14 protein-coding genes and 2 pseudogenes are annotated in these 17,935 nt (G+C 62.1%); 7 read left to right on the top strand and 9 right to left on the bottom strand.

Annotated features, from left to right (window positions below):
• Nucleotides 1-4 precede the first annotated feature (4 nt).
• Together HX824_RS09085 and HX824_RS09080 are read right to left on the bottom strand one after the other, a co-directional pair.
• The gene (locus tag HX824_RS09085) at nt 5-3,100 is read right to left on the bottom strand and encodes a multidrug efflux RND transporter permease subunit (protein WP_008434191.1); all 3,096 of its coding nucleotides are present in this window, start codon (nt 3,098-3,100) and stop codon (nt 5-7) included.
• On the bottom strand, nt 3,097-4,263 hold the full coding sequence (locus tag HX824_RS09080; protein ID WP_003216249.1) for an efflux RND transporter periplasmic adaptor subunit: 1,167 nt from the start codon (nt 4,261-4,263) through the stop codon (nt 3,097-3,099). Before HX824_RS09080 ends, HX824_RS09085 begins: the two co-directional genes overlap by 4 nt.
• Before the next feature lie 214 nt (nt 4,264-4,477).
• Here HX824_RS09080 and HX824_RS09075 point away from each other — a divergent pair, with 214 nt between their 5' ends.
• The 4 genes and pseudogenes from HX824_RS09075 (at nt 4,478) to HX824_RS09065 (ending at nt 7,363) form a co-directional block, all read left to right on the top strand.
• On the top strand, nt 4,478-4,720 hold the full coding sequence (locus tag HX824_RS09075; protein ID WP_003216247.1) for a hypothetical protein: 243 nt from the start codon (nt 4,478-4,480) through the stop codon (nt 4,718-4,720).
• Nucleotides 4,721-4,889: 169 nt separating this feature from the next.
• Nucleotides 4,890-5,681, top strand: a complete 792-nt coding sequence (locus tag HX824_RS09070) for a transporter substrate-binding domain-containing protein (RefSeq protein ID WP_008434195.1) — start codon at nt 4,890-4,892, stop codon at nt 5,679-5,681.
• A gap of 107 nt (nt 5,682-5,788) precedes the next feature.
• Nucleotides 5,789-6,070 (top strand): annotated as a pseudogene (locus HX824_RS32880) (PAS domain-containing protein); the annotation flags it as partial.
• Nucleotides 6,071-6,223: 153 nt separating this feature from the next.
• A complete protein-coding gene (locus tag HX824_RS09065) occupies nt 6,224-7,363 on the top strand; it encodes a methyl-accepting chemotaxis protein (protein WP_371319412.1) in 1,140 nt (379 codons plus the stop codon).
• A gap of 3 nt (nt 7,364-7,366) precedes the next feature.
• Here HX824_RS09065 and HX824_RS09060 read toward each other — a convergent pair whose 3' ends face one another.
• The 5 genes and pseudogenes from HX824_RS09060 to HX824_RS09045 form a co-directional block, all read right to left on the bottom strand.
• On the bottom strand, nt 7,367-8,110 hold the full coding sequence (locus tag HX824_RS09060) for a YkgJ family cysteine cluster protein (protein WP_177054444.1): 744 nt from the start codon (nt 8,108-8,110) through the stop codon (nt 7,367-7,369).
• A 108-nt stretch (nt 8,111-8,218) separates the two neighbouring features.
• Complete coding sequence (locus HX824_RS09055; RefSeq protein ID WP_003216240.1) at nt 8,219-8,701, bottom strand: N-acetyltransferase; 483 nt, start codon at nt 8,699-8,701, stop codon at nt 8,219-8,221.
• Nucleotides 8,702-8,704: 3 nt separating this feature from the next.
• Nucleotides 8,705-9,607 (bottom strand): chemotaxis protein CheV, encoded by a 903-nt coding sequence (locus tag HX824_RS09050; RefSeq protein WP_102369883.1) that lies wholly within the window; start codon nt 9,605-9,607, stop codon nt 8,705-8,707.
• A 51-nt stretch (nt 9,608-9,658) separates the two neighbouring features.
• A pseudogene (locus HX824_RS32510) lies at nt 9,659-9,757 on the bottom strand (outer membrane lipoprotein carrier protein LolA); the annotation flags it as partial.
• Between the two features lie 28 nt (nt 9,758-9,785).
• Entirely contained in the window at nt 9,786-10,760 is a 975-nt protein-coding gene (locus HX824_RS09045) for a D-glycerate dehydrogenase (RefSeq protein ID WP_003216236.1), read from the bottom strand.
• 351 nt (nt 10,761-11,111) lie between these two features.
• On the opposite strand from HX824_RS09045, the gene HX824_RS09040 reads away from it, so the two are divergent.
• The 3 genes from HX824_RS09040 to HX824_RS09030 all read left to right on the top strand — a co-directional run bounded on the left by HX824_RS09040 (nt 11,112) and on the right by HX824_RS09030 (nt 15,571).
• Nucleotides 11,112-12,434, top strand: coding sequence for an OprD family porin (locus tag HX824_RS09040; protein ID WP_008434205.1), 1,323 nt, complete (start codon nt 11,112-11,114; stop codon nt 12,432-12,434).
• Nucleotides 12,435-12,520: 86 nt separating this feature from the next.
• On the top strand, nt 12,521-14,014 hold the full coding sequence (locus HX824_RS09035; protein WP_177054443.1) for a sensor domain-containing diguanylate cyclase: 1,494 nt from the start codon (nt 12,521-12,523) through the stop codon (nt 14,012-14,014).
• Nucleotides 14,015-14,065: 51 nt separating this feature from the next.
• Complete coding sequence (locus tag HX824_RS09030; protein WP_177008740.1) at nt 14,066-15,571, top strand: diguanylate cyclase; 1,506 nt, start codon at nt 14,066-14,068, stop codon at nt 15,569-15,571.
• Nucleotides 15,572-15,674: 103 nt separating this feature from the next.
• Here the strand turns inward: HX824_RS09030 and lpxC are convergent, their stop codons facing one another.
• Nucleotides 15,675-16,586, bottom strand: coding sequence for a UDP-3-O-acyl-N-acetylglucosamine deacetylase (gene lpxC / locus HX824_RS09025; RefSeq protein ID WP_003216227.1), 912 nt, complete (start codon nt 16,584-16,586; stop codon nt 15,675-15,677).
• Nucleotides 16,587-16,698: 112 nt separating this feature from the next.
• A complete protein-coding gene (gene ftsZ / locus HX824_RS09020) occupies nt 16,699-17,895 on the bottom strand; it encodes a cell division protein FtsZ (RefSeq protein ID WP_003216225.1) in 1,197 nt (398 codons plus the stop codon).
• Nucleotides 17,896-17,935 lie beyond the last annotated feature (40 nt).

Raw genomic sequence — 17,935 nt, 5'->3', positions numbered from 1 at the left:
AGCCTCAGTGTGTGATTGCCAGCTGGGGAGCTGGTTTGGGTCTGTGGAAAAACTTCTCGAGGTACAAGTATATGACCGGTGTGGTGAACAGCGTCAGCGCCTGGCTCACCAGCAACCCGCCCACCACCGCGATACCCAGCGGCTGGCGCATTTCCGCGCCGGGGCCGGAGCCCAGCATCAGCGGCACCGCACCCAGCAGGGCGGCCAGGGTGGTCATGATGATCGGCCGGAACCGCGTGACACACGCCTCATAAATCGCTTCCTCGGGCGGCAGGCCGCGTACGCGCTGGGCGTCCAGGGCGAAGTCGATCATCAGGATACCGTTCTTCTTCACGATCCCGATCAGCAGCACCAGGCCGATCAACGCCATGATCGAAAAGTCCTGGCCCATCAGTGACAACATGATCAGCGCCCCCAACCCCGCCGATGGCAAGGTGGAGATGATCGTCAGCGGGTGCACGAAGCTCTCGTACAGCACACCCAGGATAATGTAGACCGCCACCAGTGCCGCGAGGATCAGCCAGGGCTGGCTGGCCAACGAACTCTGGAACGCCTGGGCCGCGCCCTGGAAGTTGCCGATGATGGTAGTCGGCATGCCGATTTCATTCTTCGCCTGGTTGAGCAGGATCACCGCATCGCCCAACGCGACGCCGGGTGCCAGGTTGAACGACAGGTTGGCCGCCGGGAACATGCCGTCATGGCTGATGGACAAGGGCCCGACGGTGGGCGGGTCGACCTTGGCCACCGCCGACAGCGGTACCATCTCGTTGGTCAGCGGCGAGCGCAGGTAGAAGTAGTTCAGGCTTTCGGCCTTGCCGCGTTGCTGGGTGTCCAGTTCCAGTACCACCTGGTACTGGTTGATCTCGGTCTGGAATTCGTTGATCTGGCGCTGGCCGAAGGCGTCGTACAGTGCCTGGTCCACATCGGTGGCGGTGAGGCCAAACCGCGCGGCGGCCTGACGGTCGATGCTGATGTGGGTGATACTGCCGCCCAGCTGCAAGTCGTTGGACAGGTCGCGGAACGCCGGGTTGGCCCGCAGTTTTTCGGTGAGGCGCTGGGTCCAGGTATTCAGGGTCGGGCCATCATTGCTCTTGAGCACGTACTGGTACTGGGCGCGGCTGGGGCCGGAGCTTAAGTTGATGTCCTGGCCGGCCCGCAGGTACAGGACGATGCCCGGCACTTTCGCCAGTTTCGGGCGGATCCGGTCGATAAACTGGCTGGCCGACACGTCGCGATCCCCGCGATCTTTCAAGGCAATCCAGAACCGGCCGTTGGCGATGGTCTGGTTGCTGCCGGTCACGCCCACCGAATGGGAGAACGCTTCCACCGCCGGGTCATCCTTGACGATCTCGGCGATTGCCTTGTGCTTGGCGACCATGTCCGGGAACGACACGTCGGCCGCCGCTTCGCTGGTGCCGAGGACGAAGCCGGTGTCTTGTACCGGAAAGAAACCCTTGGGGATAAACACGTAGCCGACCACGGCCAGGGCCAGGGTCACCATGAAGATCGCGGCCATGGTGCGTTGATGGGCCAGGGCGCGGCGCAGATTGCGCGCATAGCCGGCCAGCAGGCGTTCGCTGAAACCGGGTTTGTCGTGGGCATGATGGGTTGGTGCGCGCATGAACAATGCGGCCAGGGTCGGCGCCAGGGTCAGCGAGACCACCACCGAAATCAGGATGGTCGAGGTGGCTGTCAGTGCAAACTCCTTGAACAACCGCCCCACGACACCGCCCATGAACAGCAGCGGGATAAACGCCGCCACCAGCGAGAAGCTGATGGAGACCACGGTAAAACCGATTTCACCCGCGCCCTTGATCGCGGCTTCGCGCTTGTCGAGGCCCGCTTCCAGGTGGCGGTGAATGTTCTCCACCACCACGATCGCATCGTCCACCACAAACCCCACGGCGATCACGATCGCCACCAGGGTCAGGTTGTTCAGGCTGAAGCCCATCAGGTACATCAGGGCAAAACTGGCCACCAGCGACACGCCGAGCACGCTGGACACGATCAACGTGGCCGACAGCTGGCGCAGGAACAGCGCCATCACCGCCACCACCAGCAGGATGGCGATCAGCAGGGTCACTTCCACTTCATGCAGGGACGCGCGGATGGTCTTGGTGCGGTCGGTCAACACGCTGACCTGCACCGAGGCCGGCAGCATGGCTTGCAGGCGCGGCAGTTCGGCTTGAATGCGGTCCACGGTCTCGACGATATTCGCGCCGGGCTGGCGGGAGATCACCAGGTTGACGCCTGGGGTGTCGCCGGACCAGGCCTGCACGTAGGCGTTTTCCGAGCCGTTGATGACTTTGGCGATATCCCGCAGCTGTACAGGTGCCCCGTCCTTGTAGGACACGATCAGTTGGGCGTAATCCTCGGGGTGGAACAACTGGTCGTTGGTCGAGAGGGTCGACACGCTGTTCTCGCCGTAGATCGCGCCCTTGGCCAGGTTCAGGCTCGATTGCTGGATCGCCAGGCGCACGTCCGCCAGGGTCAGGCCGATGGCCGCGAGTTTATCGGCCGACGCCTGCACCCGGATGGCCGGGCGTTGCTGGCCGGTAATGTTGATCTGGCCGACCCCGTCGATCTGGCTGATCTGCCGGGCCAGCAGGGTTTCCACGTAGTCGCTCAGCTCGGTGCTGGGCATGCTGTCGGAACTGACGCTGAGGATCAGCACCGGGCTGTCCGCCGGGTTGACTTTCTTCCAGGTCGGCAGGCTCGGCATGTCGCTGGGCAGTTTGCCGGACGCGGTGTTGATCGCCGCCTGCACTTCCTGGGCGGCGGTGTCGATGCTCTTGGTGAGAGTGAATTGCAGGGTCAGCAGGCTGGAGCCCAAGGCGCTGCTGGAGGTCATCTGGGTCATGCCGGGGATGGCGCTGAATTGCACCTCCAGCGGCGTTGCCACGGATGAGGCCATGGTGTCCGGGCTGGCGCCAGGCAGCGTGGCGCTGACCTGGATCGTCGGAAATTCCGCTTCCGGCAGTGGGGCGATGGCTAGGCGTGGGAAAGCGATCATCCCGAGCAATACCAAAGCGAAGGTCAGCAGCAAGGTGGCGACCGGGTGGTCGACGCACCAGGCCGACGGCGAACGACTGCCGCTCATGGCTGCACCTTGGCATCAACGGTCTGGATCACCTGCGGCGGCTCCTTGAGCACATCGACCTGGGCGCCCGCCTTGAGCCGGGACTGGCCGTCGCTGACCAGCACATCGCCGGCCTGCACACCCTGGAGGATGTTCATGTCGCTGTTCTGGTACAGCACCTGCACCGGCACCACCTCAACCTTGTCACCCTTGAGCCGGTACACGAAGTGCGAATCCAGGCCGCGTTGCACCACGGTAGGCGGCACCACCAGGGCATTCTTGTGCAGGGCGGTCTGGATGCGGATCGTCACCAACTGCCCCGGCCAGAGTTTCTGTGCGCCGTTGCTGAACTCGGCCTTGGCGCGGATGGTGCCGGTGGTGCCGCTGATCTGGTTGTCGATCAGGCTCAGGCGGCCCTCCCCCAGCAGGTCGCCGGTCTGGCCGTCGGTGTCGGCGCCCATGTAGGCGTTGACGTCGGCGGGCAGTTGCGCGGCGATCAGGCCTTGCAGGGTCGGCAGCATCTGTTGCGGCAGGGAGAACTCGACGGCAATGGGGTCGATCTGGGTCACGGAGAACAGGCCCTGGGTGTCGCTCATGCGCAGGAAGTTGCCTTCATCCACTGTGCGAATCCCGACGCGACCGGTAACCGGCGAGCGAATCTGGGTGTACGAAAGCTGCACCTGGGCCGAATCAATCGCGGCCTGGTTGCCTTGGGCCGTGGCCTTGAGCTGGTTGACCAGGGCTTGTTGCTGGTCATAGGTCTGCTTGGACACGCCGTCGTCGATGCTCAGTTCCTTGTAGCGCTTGAGGTTGACCAGCGCGACTTGCAGTTGCGCCTGGCTTTCCCCGAGTTGCGCCTTGGCCTGGTCCAGGCTGGCGCGGATCGAGCGGTCATCAATGGTCGCCAGCAGGTCGCCGGCCTTCACCAGTTGACCTTCCTTGACCAGCAATTTGGTAAGGATGCCGTCGATCTGCGGGCGAATCACCACACTGTGCAACGACAGCACCGAGCCGATGCCGCTGACAAACCGCGGGATGTCCTGCTGTTTGACGCTGATCACCCGCACCGGGATCGCCGACGATGCGGTCAGTTTGGTCTTGGCCGGGCGGGTCACCACCCAGGCAACCACGGCCAGTACCACAAGGACGCCCACGATCAAGGCAGGTTTTCGTTGAATGTGCATGGGGTGAGGCGCCAGGGCAAAGGATCGGAAGAATGAAGGCTCTTTATAGCCCGCCAACCGGGTCAGCAAAGTGACTGCTAACTGACAGCGCCGTCAGTAAAGTCCGACCATTCGTACGAGCAGTGGTTAAAGATCCGAGGCGCGCAGGTATACTGCGCGGCGGTGTGGCCTGCAAGTCGGGCCCGCGTCATTTTCAGTACTCCCCGGAGCTTCCATGAATTCCCCGACACAACCCGCTGTTGAAGCGGTCGACATCGACCAACAGGCCAACCCTGACAGCGTCGAAGGCGAAACCAAGGCCGAGATCCCGGCGTTCAAGTTTCCGTTCAAGCCGGGCGAACTGGCCGGGGCGAAAAACGCCAGCCAGCCGTGGTACAAAAACGGCGCCAAGAACGGCCACACCAAGAGCCCGGGCATGGCGCCTCCCGGCACCCGTCGCTCGATGGGCAAGCGCTGACCGGTAATAAATCCTCCGTAATGGAGATTTATGCCTACAACAGTTACTGACGTTTCGCCTTGTAGGCCTGCGGCCAATTCTTGAAAGCTTGCATGACACCCGCTTGCCCCGACTCTTTCGCTCGGGGCTGGACGTGGTAAAGCTGGTTTTCTGGAAAAGGACGTCCCCTGTGGTTCTGATACGCACCTGTGTCGTGCTGTTGTTGTCGCTGATGGCCAGCGTTTTCTCCACCACTGCGGCCAGCGGTCAACCACGGCATGAAATTCGTTTCGCCGTTGCTGCGCAATTTCCACCCTTCCAAAGCCGCAATCAACATGGCCAGCTTGCAGGGCTGAACATCGAGCTGGGCAATGCCTTATGCATACAGCTCAATGTGCGGTGTACCTGGGTCGACCAGGTCCTTGTGGAAAACTTCCCCGCCCTTGAAGCCAGGCAATTCGACGCGATCATGGGCATGGCCCCTACACTGAAACGGCGCCAGCGGGTGAATTTCACCGATAACCTTTATCCGATCACCACGCGCCTGGTGGCCCGCAAGACATCGGGGTTGAAGCCGACCCCACGGTCACTGAAGGGCAAGCGCGTGGGCGTTCTGGTGGGCAGCAACCGCGAAGCCTTCGCCCTGTCGAAGTGGGCGCCCAAGGGGGTCATCGTCAAGGCATTCTGGCGCAATGACGAGTTGATCCGCAGCCTGCTGGCAGGCGACATCGATGCAACATTGCAAGGCACCGTGGAAATCCGTGAGGCGCTGCTCGACACCGCTGATGGTCAGGTTTTCGACTTCCTCGGCCCTCACGTCTCCACCGAACTGCTGGGTAACGGCGTGGCGATCGCACTGCGCAAGCCCGACACCGCCTTGCGCAGCGCCCTCAATCACGCCCTCGAGCAACTGAAGCAGAGCGGCGAATACCAACGCATCATCGAGCCCTACCGCCTGGACGCGCCGCTCTCCAGACCGTAATGGCCAATTAATTGCGCGGAACATGAGCTGGATCAGTATTTGCCCAACCGGTGCGCTTAGAGTCGACGCCCTGCCGACTCCTCCAACAATCACGAGCGCGCTTTTTCATGAAGATCAATCTGCCGGTCACCGGTCGAAATGTGGATTTTGCCCCCGACGCCAATATCCTCTCGACCACCGACCTGACCAGCGCAATTACCTACGCCAACCAGGACTTCATCGATATCAGCGGCTACACCCGCGAGGAGTTGCTGGGCACGCCGCACAACCTGCTGCGTCACCCGGACATGCCGGCCGCGGCGTTTGCGCACATGTGGCAGGTATTGAAAAGCGGTCGCTCGTGGATGGGTATGGTGAAAAATCGCTGCAAGAACGGCGATCACTATTGGGTCAGTGCCTATGCCACGCCGGTCACCCGGGACGGCGTGACGGTGGAGTATCAATCGGTGCGCACCAAGCCCGATGCACGGCGGGTGCATCGGGCCGAACGGGCCTATGCCCGCCTGCGTGCCGGCACTCGTCGAGCACGGCCCGTGGTGGGCATGACCTTCAAGCTGTCGGCATGGGTCCTGGGGGCTTGCGCCGCAACCTGGGCACTGGGCCTTGGGCTGGCGACTTTTCCGCTGACCTGGCAACTGCTGGCGGGAACGGCGGCCTGCGCCGTGGGGGTAGCGGGTGTGCATGGCTTGTTACGGCCCCTGGCACAGTTGAACCAGCGGGCACGGCTGATTGCCGATAACCCGCTGAGCCAGGCGATCTACACCGGGCGCAAGGACGAGTTCGGGCGTATCGAGTTTGCCATGCAGATGCTGGAGGCCCAGGTGGGCGCAGTGGTCGGCCGGATTGGCGATGCGTCGCAACGTCTGTCCGGCCATGCCGCGGCGCTGGTGCAACAACTGGACAGCAGCCACACCAGCAGCCTCGGCCAACAGACCCAGACGGATCAGGTCGCCGCCGCGATCAATCAAATGGCCGCCAGCGTGGCGCAAGTCGCCGAGCACGCGTTGCAGGCGTCCAGGGCCGCAGACCAGGCCGGCAGCGAAACCCGCGAGGGCCATCAACGAGTGGATGAAAGCCGCGACGCGGTGCTGCGTTTGTCCGAGGAACTGGCGCGGGCCACCGCAGTGATCCATCAATTGGAAAGCCACAGCGGCGATATTTCCGGGGTACTGGAAGTGATCCGGGCGATTGCCGAACAGACCAACCTGCTGGCGCTGAATGCCGCCATCGAAGCGGCGCGGGCCGGGGAGCAAGGACGCGGGTTTGCCGTGGTGGCCGATGAGGTACGAGGCCTGGCCCAGCGTACGCAGGATTCGACCAATGAGATCCAGCGCATGATCAGCACCCTGCAAGGCGGCGCCCGGGATGCGGTGCAGGCGATGGCGCAAAGCAGCCAGCATGTCGAGGCCAGCGTCGATCAGGCCCAGCGCGCCGCTGCCGCACTGGATGGGATCAGCCAGCGAGTGACCCGAATTACCGCCATGAGCCAGCAGATTGCGGCGGCGGTGGAAGAACAGAGTGCGGTGAGCGAAGACATCAATCGCAACATCATCGGCATTCGCAATGCCGGGGAAGTGACGGTCAGCGCTGGCCAGCAGAGCCAGCTCAGCTCAGGGGACGTGGCGGGGCTGGCGGATGACTTGCGGCGGTTGGCGGAGGAATTCTGGGGCAAGCGCCGCTAGCGCTTAAGCCGCCCGCAATGAAATGAAGGCGTAGTTGGCCGGCACCTCGGTGGCAATCCGGGCGCCGGCATCCAGCAGTTGCTCGGCAATGTCCATCCCGGACACATGAAACACCCACTCATTGGCCTGCACGACTTCTTGCGTCGCCAACTCGATCGCCTGGGCAAACAGGCCCATGTCGGGCAAGTACGCGGTAAACCCATCGCCCTTGAGCGCCGTGGTATGGATGCCCAGCAACCCGCACACGGCTTCCTTGGTCTGGATATCATCGCGGTCAGCCTGGCGTGAGCGGCGGATCAACTCGGCCAGCTCCTTGTCCATCAACTCGCCCCCCACGATCAGCGCCGGCCCCTGCTCCCAGGATTCCGGCGGGCAGTCCTTGGCTGCCGGGCTCAACGGGATGTGCGGATTGATCTCCATCGGGTAGATGCGGCACACCAACGGCCGCCGCTCGTAAATGCGGCAACGGTCGTCTTCGTCAAGATTCCGGCAGCGCCCGGCGTTATAGGCGGCAAAGGTGATTGCCACATACGCCTCGGTATTGCCGCTGGGCACGATGGCGGAACGGCGTTGTGCGTGGTCACGTTGCAACTCGGGCAGCCCCAGGCCACTGCCCAGGAAACCTTCCACCAGCACGATGACATTACCGCCGTCAGCCGCCCAGCTGCGGGCTTCTTCGAGGGTCAAGGGCACATGGTGGTCGGTGCAGCATTTGCCGCAACCGACGCAGGAGAAATGGGTATTCATGGAGGATCTGTCACCAGGCAAGGTCAGAAGGCACTCATGAACGGTGGCGGGTTTTTGCCTCTGTTCACCGTTCTGCCTCTGTGCAAAGCAAGTTATGCGCCAGCGCCGTCAGTCCTCGGGGACAAGGTCGCGAAGCACAAACACCATGCCCACACGTTCATACAGCCGCCGTGCCCGCAAGTTGGACTCCAGCACCTTGAGGTCGACAAACGCTTCGCCGCGTTGCTTGAACACCTGGAAGGTGTGCAGCAATAACGCACGGCCCAACCCCATGCCCTGGGCACAGGGGTGAATGGCCAGGTTCTTGATGTAGGCGCTGGTCCAGCATTGGGACACACCCAGGATGCCGCTGGCGTTACTCGCCACCAGGCACAGTTTTGGGTCGAACTCGGCATCGGTAACGAACTGCTGGCGCCAGTGCTCAAGGGAGCCGACCCGTCCGCCGCCTTGTTCCTGGGCCAGGCTCAATACCGCGTGGATCGCCGGGGCCATGGCTTCGCGGTAATGATCCAGCTGGATATCCGCCGGCCATTGCGGGGCGGGCAGGCTGCCGGTGAGGTCGCGGCGCAGCAGCTGGAAATATTCACCCACCGGTCACAGGCCCTGTTGCGCCACGGTCTGGGCGGCTACCACCAGGCACTTGGTCAGTTCCGGCGAAGAAAACTTGGTGAGTACCGCATTGGCGCCGGCCAGGCGGGCTTTTTCGCTGTTCATCGCACTGTCCAGGGAGGTGTGCAGCAGCACGTAGAGGTCCTGGAAGTCCGGGGTTTCCCGCAGGGTACGGGTGAAGGCGTAGCCGTCCATTTCGGACATTTCGATGTCCGAGACCACCACGTTGATTTGCTCGACGGTGCCTTGCAGCTCCAGCAAACGGTCAATGGCTTCCTTGGCACTGCGGGCGGTGTGGCAGGTGAGGCCGAGGTTGCGCAGGGTGTGCACCGACTGCTGCAGCGCTACCTGGCTGTCGTCCACCACCAGGATTCGGGCGTTGCCCAGCACTTCGGCCTCTTCCATCGTCAGGTCGGTGGGCGCCGCTTCGATCTGCGCCGGGGCGATGCCGTGGATGACTTTCTCGATGTCCAGCACTTGCACCAGGGCGCCTTCGACCTGGGTCACACCGGTGATAAACGAACGCGTACCGCCGGAACCAAACGGCGGCGGGCGAATGTCGGTGGTCAGGCAGTGCACGATCTTGCTCACCGCCTGCACATGCAGGCCCTGCTTGGAACGGCTTACATCGGTGACGATCAGGCAGCCGCCGTCCGGGTCTTGCAGGGGCATTTCCCCCAGGGCGCGGCTCAGGTCGATCACCGACAACGCGGTGCCGCGCAAGGTGGCGATGCCTTTGACGTGGGGGTGCGACTCCGGCAGCTTGGTCAGCGGTGGGCAGGGAATGATTTCACTGACTTTCAGCAGGTTGATCGCCATCAGCTTGCCGCTGCGCAAGGTAAAGAGCAGAAGCGAGAGTGAATCTGCGCGGGCTTTGGTGGTGGACATAAAAACCTTCTGTGGATCAGGGATGACGATCTATAGACCGTTATCGACTTGCACGCGAAAAACTGTAGGAGCGAGCTTGCTCGCGAAAAACCTGAGGGCGCTGTGTTTATCCAGGCTGCCCGCGTAATCGTTGACGCGTTTCGCGAGCAAACTCGCTCCTACCTACAACAAGCAGTCGTCAGCCCTTCCACACCTGCGGGTTTACCAGATCCTGCGGACGCTCGCCCAGCAAGGCGCTGCGCAGGTTTTCCAGGGCGCGGTTGGCCATGGCTTCGCGGGTCTCGTTGGTGGCCGAGCCGATGTGCGGCAGGGTCACCGCATTGCTCAGCTGGAACAGCGGCGACTCAGACAGCGGCTCCTGCTCGTACACATCCAGGCCGGCACCACGGATGGTCTGGTTTTGCAGGGCCTGGATCAGCGCCGGCTCATCCACCACCGGGCCACGGGAGATGTTCACCAGGATCGCACTGGACTTCATCAGGCCCAGCTCGCGATGGCTGATCAGGTGGCGGGTTTTCTCGCTCAGTGGCACCACCAGGCAGACGAAATCGGCTTCGGCCAGCAACTGGTCGAGGCTGCGAAACTGCGCGCCGAGTTCCTGTTCCAGTTCGGTCTTGCGGCTGTTGCCGCTGTACAGAATCGGCATATTGAAACCCAGGCGACCCCGACGGGCGACGGCCGCGCCGATATTGCCCATGCCGACGATGCCCAGGGTCTTGCCGTGTACATCACAGCCAAACAGCGGCGCGCCGACGCTGGCTTTCCACTGGCCGGCCTTGGTCCAGGCGTCCAGTTCGGCGACGCGGCGGGCGCTGCTCATCAGCAGGGCGAAGGCCAGGTCGGCGGTGCTTTCGGTGAGCACATCCGGGGTGTTGGTGAGCATGATCCCGCGCTCATTGAAGTACGCCAGGTCGTAGTTGTCGTAGCCCACCGACACGCTGGAAACCACTTCCAGTTTGCTTGCACCTTCCAGTTGCGCGCGGCCCAGTTTGCGGCCTACGCCGATCAGGCCGTGGGCATGGGGCAAGGCTTCGTTGAACTGGGCGTTGATGTCGCCCTGCTTGGGGTTGGGGGCGATGACATCGAAATCCTGTTGCAGGCGTTCGATCATTTCCGGGGTGACGCGGCTGAAGGCGAGGACGGTCTTTTTCATGGAAGGCGGGCTCATCGACTACGTGGGAATGGCAAGCACGCTAACATTCTTGGGTAGGGCTTGTCAGGCCGCCCCTCACACCCCACTGCCAGACTGTTGCGATTTGGGCAACAGTCATTATCTTGTTACACTCTGTATCGCACCGCTCACCTGCGCTAATTTGTCGCATCGATGAGCGCAGCGGTTAAGACCGACCCGCTCTCCCCCGATTTCCCTCGACTTATTTCCAGGGCTCTACACTGGGAATCTGTCTTAAAGCCGCTGAGTTCAGCGGCTTTTTTTTGCGCTGAAAAAAGGCCAGGAACCCCAACAACACTGGCCGGTTTCGATTGACCCAAAGGAGCTCCACCGGTGAAAACCTCGCTGACGTTCACCCCGTTATTCCTCGCGATTGCTGCAACGATCGTTCCCCTTGCCCACGCGGCAGACACCCCGGCCACCGACGGCTTCGTCGAAGGTTCCAGCTTCAAGATCAACACCCGCAACTACTACATGAACCGCGACCGTCGCGACATTCACACCGATGACAGCAAGGAATGGGGCCAGGGCTTCATCGGCATCTTCGAATCCGGCTACACCCCCGGCATCGTCGGCTTCGGCCTGGACGCCAACGCCATGCTCGGCCTCAAGCTCGACGGCGGTGGCGGCACCGACGGCTCGAGCATCCTGCCGGTAAGCTCCGGCAACGGCAAAGCGCCCGGCTCGTTCTCCACCGCCGGCGCCACCCTGAAAATGCGCGCCTTCGACACCGAACTGAAAGCCGGCGACCTGTTCCTCAACAACCCGGTGATTGCCGGCGGCATGACCCGCATGCTGCCCCAGACCTTCCGCGGCGTGAGCCTGACCAACCACAGCCTGGACGGCTGGATGTTCGAGGGCGGCCAGGCCAGCTTCACCAAACTCTACAACCAGAGCGGCCGTCGCCGCATCGGCACCAGCTACGGCGCATTGCCCAATGGCGAAGACAGCCGCCACCTGGACTGGGCCGGCGTGTCCTTCAGCGGCGTGCCGGGGCTGACCAGCAACCTGTACGCGTCCGAACTCAAGGACATCTGGAACCAGTACTACTACGACCTGGACTACACCTGGCAGTTGAACGAGCTGGTCAGCCTGAACCCGGGCCTGCACTACTACCACACCCAGGAGACCGGCAAAGCCTTGCTGGGCAACATCGACAACAACACCTACAGCCTGCATTTCACCGTGGGCGTGGGCAATCACAGCGTTACCGCCGCCTACCAGCGGGTCAACGGCAACACGCCGTTCGACTACATCAGCCAGGGCGACAGCATCTACCTGGACAACTCCCAGCAATACTCCGACTTCAACGGCCCCAACGAGCGCTCGTGGAAGCTCAAGTACGCCTATGACTTCGTCGGGCTGGGCCTGCCGGGCCTGACCTCGGCGGTGTCGTATATCAGCGGCAAGACCGACCTGACCACGGTCGATCCGGACAGCCGTGGTTACTCATCCTGGTACAGTGCCGACGGCAAGAACGCCAAGCACTGGGAACGGGACATCGACCTCAAGTACGTGGTGCAAGGCGGCAAGGCCAAGGACCTGGCCGTGCGCCTGCAATGGGCGACCAATCGCGGCGGCAATGGCTACGCGGCAGTGGACCGGGACGTGGATGAGTACCGCGTGATCGTCGACTATCCGATTGACGTTTTTTAACCTTCAGGCTTTCTTTTAGCGGCGACGACTTATTTTTCACAGCATGGAACTAAACTGCCAGCATCTTGAGTGCCGAAGCCAGTCCCATGAGTCAACGCCGCGCCTTCACCCTGCCTGCACGCCCGGAGCTTTTGCTGATTCTGGGCAGTGGCCTTACTGTCGTGCTGATCGTGGTCATCGTTGCCGTACTGCTGATCCGCGAACACGCCAGCGCCTTGCAGGCAGCCAAGCGCTCCACCAGCAATATCACCCAACTGATCAATGCCGATGTGCTGCGCAACGTCGAGCTCTACGACCTGGCGCTGAACGGCCTGATCACCGCAACCACTCGCGATGACCTGCCCCAGGTTTCCGCCGAAGTCCTGCATATGGTGCAGTTCGACCAGTCCACGGCCGCCCCTTTCAAAGGCGAAGTCCTGCTGCTGGACAAAACCGGCGCGGTCACCGCCGACTCTTCCACGCTGACACCCACACCCCGCAACTTCGCCAATCGCGATTATTTCCAGGTGCACCAGCAAAACCCCGATGCCGGGCTGTTCATCAGCCGTCCCTTCAGGATTCGTTGCGACTGCGATCAAGTCTGGCGCATCGCCTTCAGCCGCCGGGTGCCCGGACCCAATGGCGAGTTTACCGGTGTGGCGGTGGCAACCATGCGCCTGGCGTATTTCGACCAGTTGTTCAACAGCCTGACCATCGGCAGCGGCAGCAGCATCAACCTGCTGAATAACGACGGCATCCTGTTGGCCCAGCAGCCGCTGCTCGAAAGAGACATGATCAACAAGGACCTGAGCGCGCGGCCCAACTTCAAGCGAATGCTGCGCGAAGGCAGCGGCAGTTTCAGCGCCATCTCCGCCATCAGTGGCGCGCAACGGCTGTACACCTTCACCAGCGTCGGCGCGCTGCCGCTGATTGTGGTGGTAGCGTTGTCGAGCGATGACGTGTTTGCCGCCTGGAAGCGCGCCGCCCTGCTGATCAGTGGCGCCACCGGCGTGCTGTGTGTGGGGCTGTTGTGGCTGACCTGGATGCTGCGCCTGGAACTGCGCCGCCGCTATCGCGCCGAGAAGGTGTTGTCGGAACTGGCGGCCACCGACGGCCTCACCGGCCTGGCCAACCGCCGCACCCTCGACCAGCGCCTGCGCCTGGAATGGGAGCGCGCGCAACGCTCAGGCGAGCCACTGGCCTTGCTGATGATTGATGTCGACCACTTCAAGGCCTTCAACGACCGCCATGGTCACCAGGGTGGCGATGAGGCCTTGCGCAACGTGGCCCGGGTCATCGGCAGCAATATTCGTCGCCCCGCCGACCTGGCTGCGCGCTACGGCGGCGAAGAGTTCGCGGTGATCCTGCCGGATACCGACGGCGAGGGTGCGAGCACCATCGCCGAACATATCCGCAGTGCGGTGGAGCACTTGCCACCGGCGGACGGCGACGCGCTGTCGGTCACCGTCAGCGTCGGGCTCAGTACGTGGGACAAACGCAGCCGTGGCTCGCTGGAAGAGCTGCTGCTGAGTGCCGATCGGGCGCTGTATGACGCCAAGCATTCCGGGCGCAACCGCATCGTTCACAGCCAGGCCACATAAGCCGTTATCAGCAACTACGCTAAGGGCATCCTCGAAGCAGAAGTACGCCCGATGAGCCCAGGCACTACCCGCCCGCCCCGCCCCACCCACCGTCCGGAGCTGCTGCTGATCATCGGCAGTTGCGTCACGGTGCTGCTGATCATGCTGGTGGTCGCGGTGCTGCTGATTCGCGAACACGCCAACACGTTGCAGGCGGCCCAGCGCACGGCCAATAACATCACCCAACTGATCGACGCCGACGTGCTGCGCAACGTCGAGCTGTACGACTTGTCGATCAAAGGCCTGATCGCCGCCACCGAACGCACTGATTTGGCTGGGGTATCGGCCGGCATCCGTCACCTGGTGCTGTTCGACCGTTCGGAAGCGGCGCCCTACAAAGGCGACATCCTGTTGCTGGACAAGGATGGCAACGTGATCGCCGACTCAGCCCTGCAGACGCCCAAATCCGCCAACTTCGCCGACCGCGACTACTTCCAGGCCCATCGGCAGAATCCCGACCTGGGGCTGTTCATCAGCCGGCCCTTCATGGCGCGCTGCGTGTGTGATGACCAATGGCGTATCGCTTTCAGCCGCCGGGTTTCCGGGCCGGATGGGCGATTCCTCGGCGTGGCCGTGGCCACCATGCGCCTGTCGTACTTTCAGCAACTGTTCCGCAGCCTGAATATCGGCAGCGACAGCACCATCAACCTGATCAACCGGCAAGGCATCCTACTGGCCCAGCAGCCGCTGCTGGAACGGGACATGATCGACAAGGACCTCAGCCAGCGGCCCAACGTCGCGCGCATATTGCACGAGCGCGACGGCAACTTTCGCGGCACCTCCAGTGTGGATGAGGAGCACCGCCTGTATACCTTCTCAACGGTGGGCGATCTACCGCTGATCGTCGTCGTAGGGCTGTCCACGAATGACATATTCGCCCCCTGGAAGCGCGCAGCACTGGTGATCAGCGGCGCTACCGGGATTTTGTGCATCGGCCTTTTGTGGCTGACCTGGATGCTCTGCATGGAACTGCGCAGGCGCCACCGTGCCGAACAGGTGCTGTCAGAACTGGCAGCCACCGACGCGCTCACCGGCCTGGCCAACCGCCGCACCCTGGACCAGCGCCTGCGCCTGGAATGGGACCGCGCCCAGCGTTCGGCCGAGCCGTTGACGGTGCTGATGATTGACGTGGACCACTTCAAGGCGTTCAACGACCGACATGGCCATCAAGGTGGCGACGAGGCACTGCGCACGGTGGCGCAGGTGATCGAGGGCAATATCCGCCGCCCGGCCGACCTCGCGGCCCGCTATGGGGGTGAGGAGTTTGCAGTGGTGCTGCCGCATACCGACAGCCAGGGTGCGCGCGTGATTGCTGAACATATCCGCAGCAGTGTCGAACACCTGCCGCGAGTGGGCGGGGATACGGTGCCGATTACCGTCAGCATCGGCCTCAGTACCTGGACCAAAAACAGCCGCACCACGCTGGAGGAATTACTGCTCAACGCCGACCAGGCGCTGTATGAGGCCAAGCATACCGGGCGTAATCGCGTTGTTGATGCCGGCGCTTTAAAGCCGTGACGCGAAGCGTCACAGGAGGCGTTACCACGCAGAGCGTGGGAACGATCAAAAAAAAGGCCACCCGAAGGCGGCCTTTAAAAACAAAAGGAAAGAGAGTTGTTACTTACACCGCCGCGACGGGACGCATGTAAGAGATCGGTGCGGTGCTGGCATCTTCGAAGGTCACGACTTCCCAGGCATCTGTCTGTGCAATCAGCTTGCGCAGCAGTTGGTTGTTCAGGGCGTGGCCAGACTTGAAGCCTTTGAACTCGCCTATCAGGCTATTGCCCAGCAGGTAGAGGTCACCGATTGCATCGAGGATCTTGTGCTTCACGAATTCGTCTTCATAGCGAAGGCCGTCTTCGTTCAGTACACCATCCGCGTCGACCACAATGGCGTTTTCAACGCTGCCGCCGAGTGCGAGGTTGTGCTTGCGCAGGTACTCGATGTCACTCATGAAACCAAAGGTACGGGCGCGGCTGACTTCTTTTACGAACGAAGTGCTGGAAAAATCCACGCTTGCACTTTGGGTGCGGTCACGGAATACCGGGTGATCGAAATCGATCTCAAAGCTCACTTTAAAGCCTTCGAACGGGACGAAGGTGGCGCGCTTGTCGCCGTCTTCTACTGTCACTTCCCGCAGAATGCGAATGAACTTCTTGGCTGCGTCCTGTTCTTCCAGGCCGGCAGATTGAATCAAGAATACGAAGGGTCCGGCGCTGCCATCCATGATCGGGACTTCGGACGCGGAGAGCTCGACGTAGGCGTTATCGATGCCCAGACCGGCCATGGCCGAGAGCAAGTGCTCCACCGTGTCCACTTTGACGTCACCGTTGACCAACGTGGTCGACATCGTGGTTTCGCCAACATTTTCCGCGCGAGCAGGTATCTGCACCACAGGGTCCAGGTCGGCACGAACAAACACGATGCCGGTGTCGACAGGTGCGGGCTTGAGGGTCAGGTATACCTTCTCCCCGGAGTGCAGACCTACACCTGTGGCACGGATAATATTCTTCAGGGTGCGTTGTTTAATCATGGCTTGGACCGCTTCAGCGCAAATTGCGAACTGGTATCAACAAAGGCTGGCGATAATAGCAGACCAGACCTTTGCTGAACACCAATCACCTTCATAGCCCTGATACATTCCATTAATCGGCCTGACGACGCAGGAAAGCCGGGATGTCCAGGTAGTCCAGGTCATCTTGCGGATTCGGGCTGCGGGATGCAGCAGCACCGGCCTGAGCCTGGTTGCGCATCACGGTCGGACGATCCAGGTCACGATAGTTCACAGACGGCAGTTCCTGGCGCGACGGCGCTGGAGCGGCAGCTTGCTGGCTGGCGTGGCTGGTATGGACGGTGTTGTCGATGACCTTTACAGGCTTCTCGATTTTCGCACCCAGGCCGGTCGCAACAACGGTCACGTGCAGTTCGTCGCGCATGTCCGGATCGATAACGGTACCGACCTTGACCATGGCGTGCTCGGAAGCGAAGGCTTCGATGATGCTACCCACGTCGGAGTACTCACCCAGGGACAGGTCAGGACCGGCGGTGATGTTCACCAGGATGCCGCGTGCGCCTTGCAGGTTCACGTCTTCCAGCAACGGGTTGCGGATGGCCGCTTCGGTAGCTTCACGTGCACGGTTCGGACCGCTGGCGCAGCCAGTGCCCATCATCGCCATGCCCATTTCGCTCATCACGGTACGTACGTCGGCAAAGTCGACGTTGATCATGCCCGGACGCTTGATGATGTCGGAGATACCGCGAACGGCACCGGCCAGTACATCGTCAGCCTTGGCAAACGCAGACAGCAGGCTTGCGTCCTTGCCGAGGATGGTCAGCAGCTTCTCGTTGGGAATGGTGATCAACGAGTCGACGCTTTCGGACAGCAGACGAATGCCTTCATCGGCGATCTGCATGCGCTTGCGACCTTCGAACGGGAATGGACGGGTCACGACGGCAACCGTCAGGATCCCCATTTCCTTGGCCACTTCGGCAATGATCGGCGCAGCACCGGTACCGGTACCACCGCCCATGCCCGTGGTGATGAACACCATGTTGGTGCCTTGCAGCACTTCAGCGATGCGCTCGCGGTCTTCCAGGGCGGCTTGACGGCCGACTTCCGGATTCGCGCCGGCACCCAGGCCCTTGGTCACGGCTGTGCCCAATTGCAGGATGGTGCGTGCACCGATGCTTTTGAGGGCCTGGGCGTCAGTGTTGGCGCAGATGAATTCAACGCCTTCAATGTTGCTCTTGACCATGTGGTTGACAGCGTTGCCGCCGCCACCGCCGACGCCGATCACTTTGATGACCGGGCTTGCGGGGATGTTGTCTACGAGTTCGAACATTTTCCCTCTCCTTTCATTTCTCTAGTTTTTTCGCCTACTA

It is taken from the genome of Pseudomonas sp. D4002 (assembly GCF_013385665.1).
GTDB lineage: Bacteria > Pseudomonadota > Gammaproteobacteria > Pseudomonadales > Pseudomonadaceae > Aquipseudomonas.
Note: the sequence above shows the minus strand (reverse complement) of the source record. Positions and strands in the feature narration are given on the sequence as shown.

What these genes read in the sequence shown, in the direction of transcription:
- HX824_RS09085 (WP_008434191.1), bottom strand. Translation starts at nt 3,100, where the DNA reads ATGAGCGGCAGTCGTTCGCCGTCGGCCTGGTGCGTCGACCACCCGGTC.
- HX824_RS09080 (WP_003216249.1), bottom strand. Translation starts at nt 4,263, where the DNA reads ATGCACATTCAACGAAAACCTGCCTTGATCGTGGGCGTCCTTGTGGTA.
- HX824_RS09075 (WP_003216247.1), top strand. Translation starts at nt 4,478, where the DNA reads ATGAATTCCCCGACACAACCCGCTGTTGAAGCGGTCGACATCGACCAA.
- HX824_RS09065 (WP_371319412.1), top strand. Translation starts at nt 6,224, where the DNA reads ATGACCTTCAAGCTGTCGGCATGGGTCCTGGGGGCTTGCGCCGCAACC.
- HX824_RS09060 (WP_177054444.1), bottom strand. Translation starts at nt 8,110, where the DNA reads ATGAATACCCATTTCTCCTGCGTCGGTTGCGGCAAATGCTGCACCGAC.
- HX824_RS09050 (WP_102369883.1), bottom strand. Translation starts at nt 9,607, where the DNA reads ATGTCCACCACCAAAGCCCGCGCAGATTCACTCTCGCTTCTGCTCTTT.
- HX824_RS09045 (WP_003216236.1), bottom strand. Translation starts at nt 10,760, where the DNA reads ATGAAAAAGACCGTCCTCGCCTTCAGCCGCGTCACCCCGGAAATGATC.
- HX824_RS09035 (WP_177054443.1), top strand. Translation starts at nt 12,521, where the DNA reads ATGAGTCAACGCCGCGCCTTCACCCTGCCTGCACGCCCGGAGCTTTTG.
- HX824_RS09030 (WP_177008740.1), top strand. Translation starts at nt 14,066, where the DNA reads ATGAGCCCAGGCACTACCCGCCCGCCCCGCCCCACCCACCGTCCGGAG.
- lpxC (WP_003216227.1), bottom strand. Translation starts at nt 16,586, where the DNA reads ATGATTAAACAACGCACCCTGAAGAATATTATCCGTGCCACAGGTGTA.
- ftsZ (WP_003216225.1), bottom strand. Translation starts at nt 17,895, where the DNA reads ATGTTCGAACTCGTAGACAACATCCCCGCAAGCCCGGTCATCAAAGTG.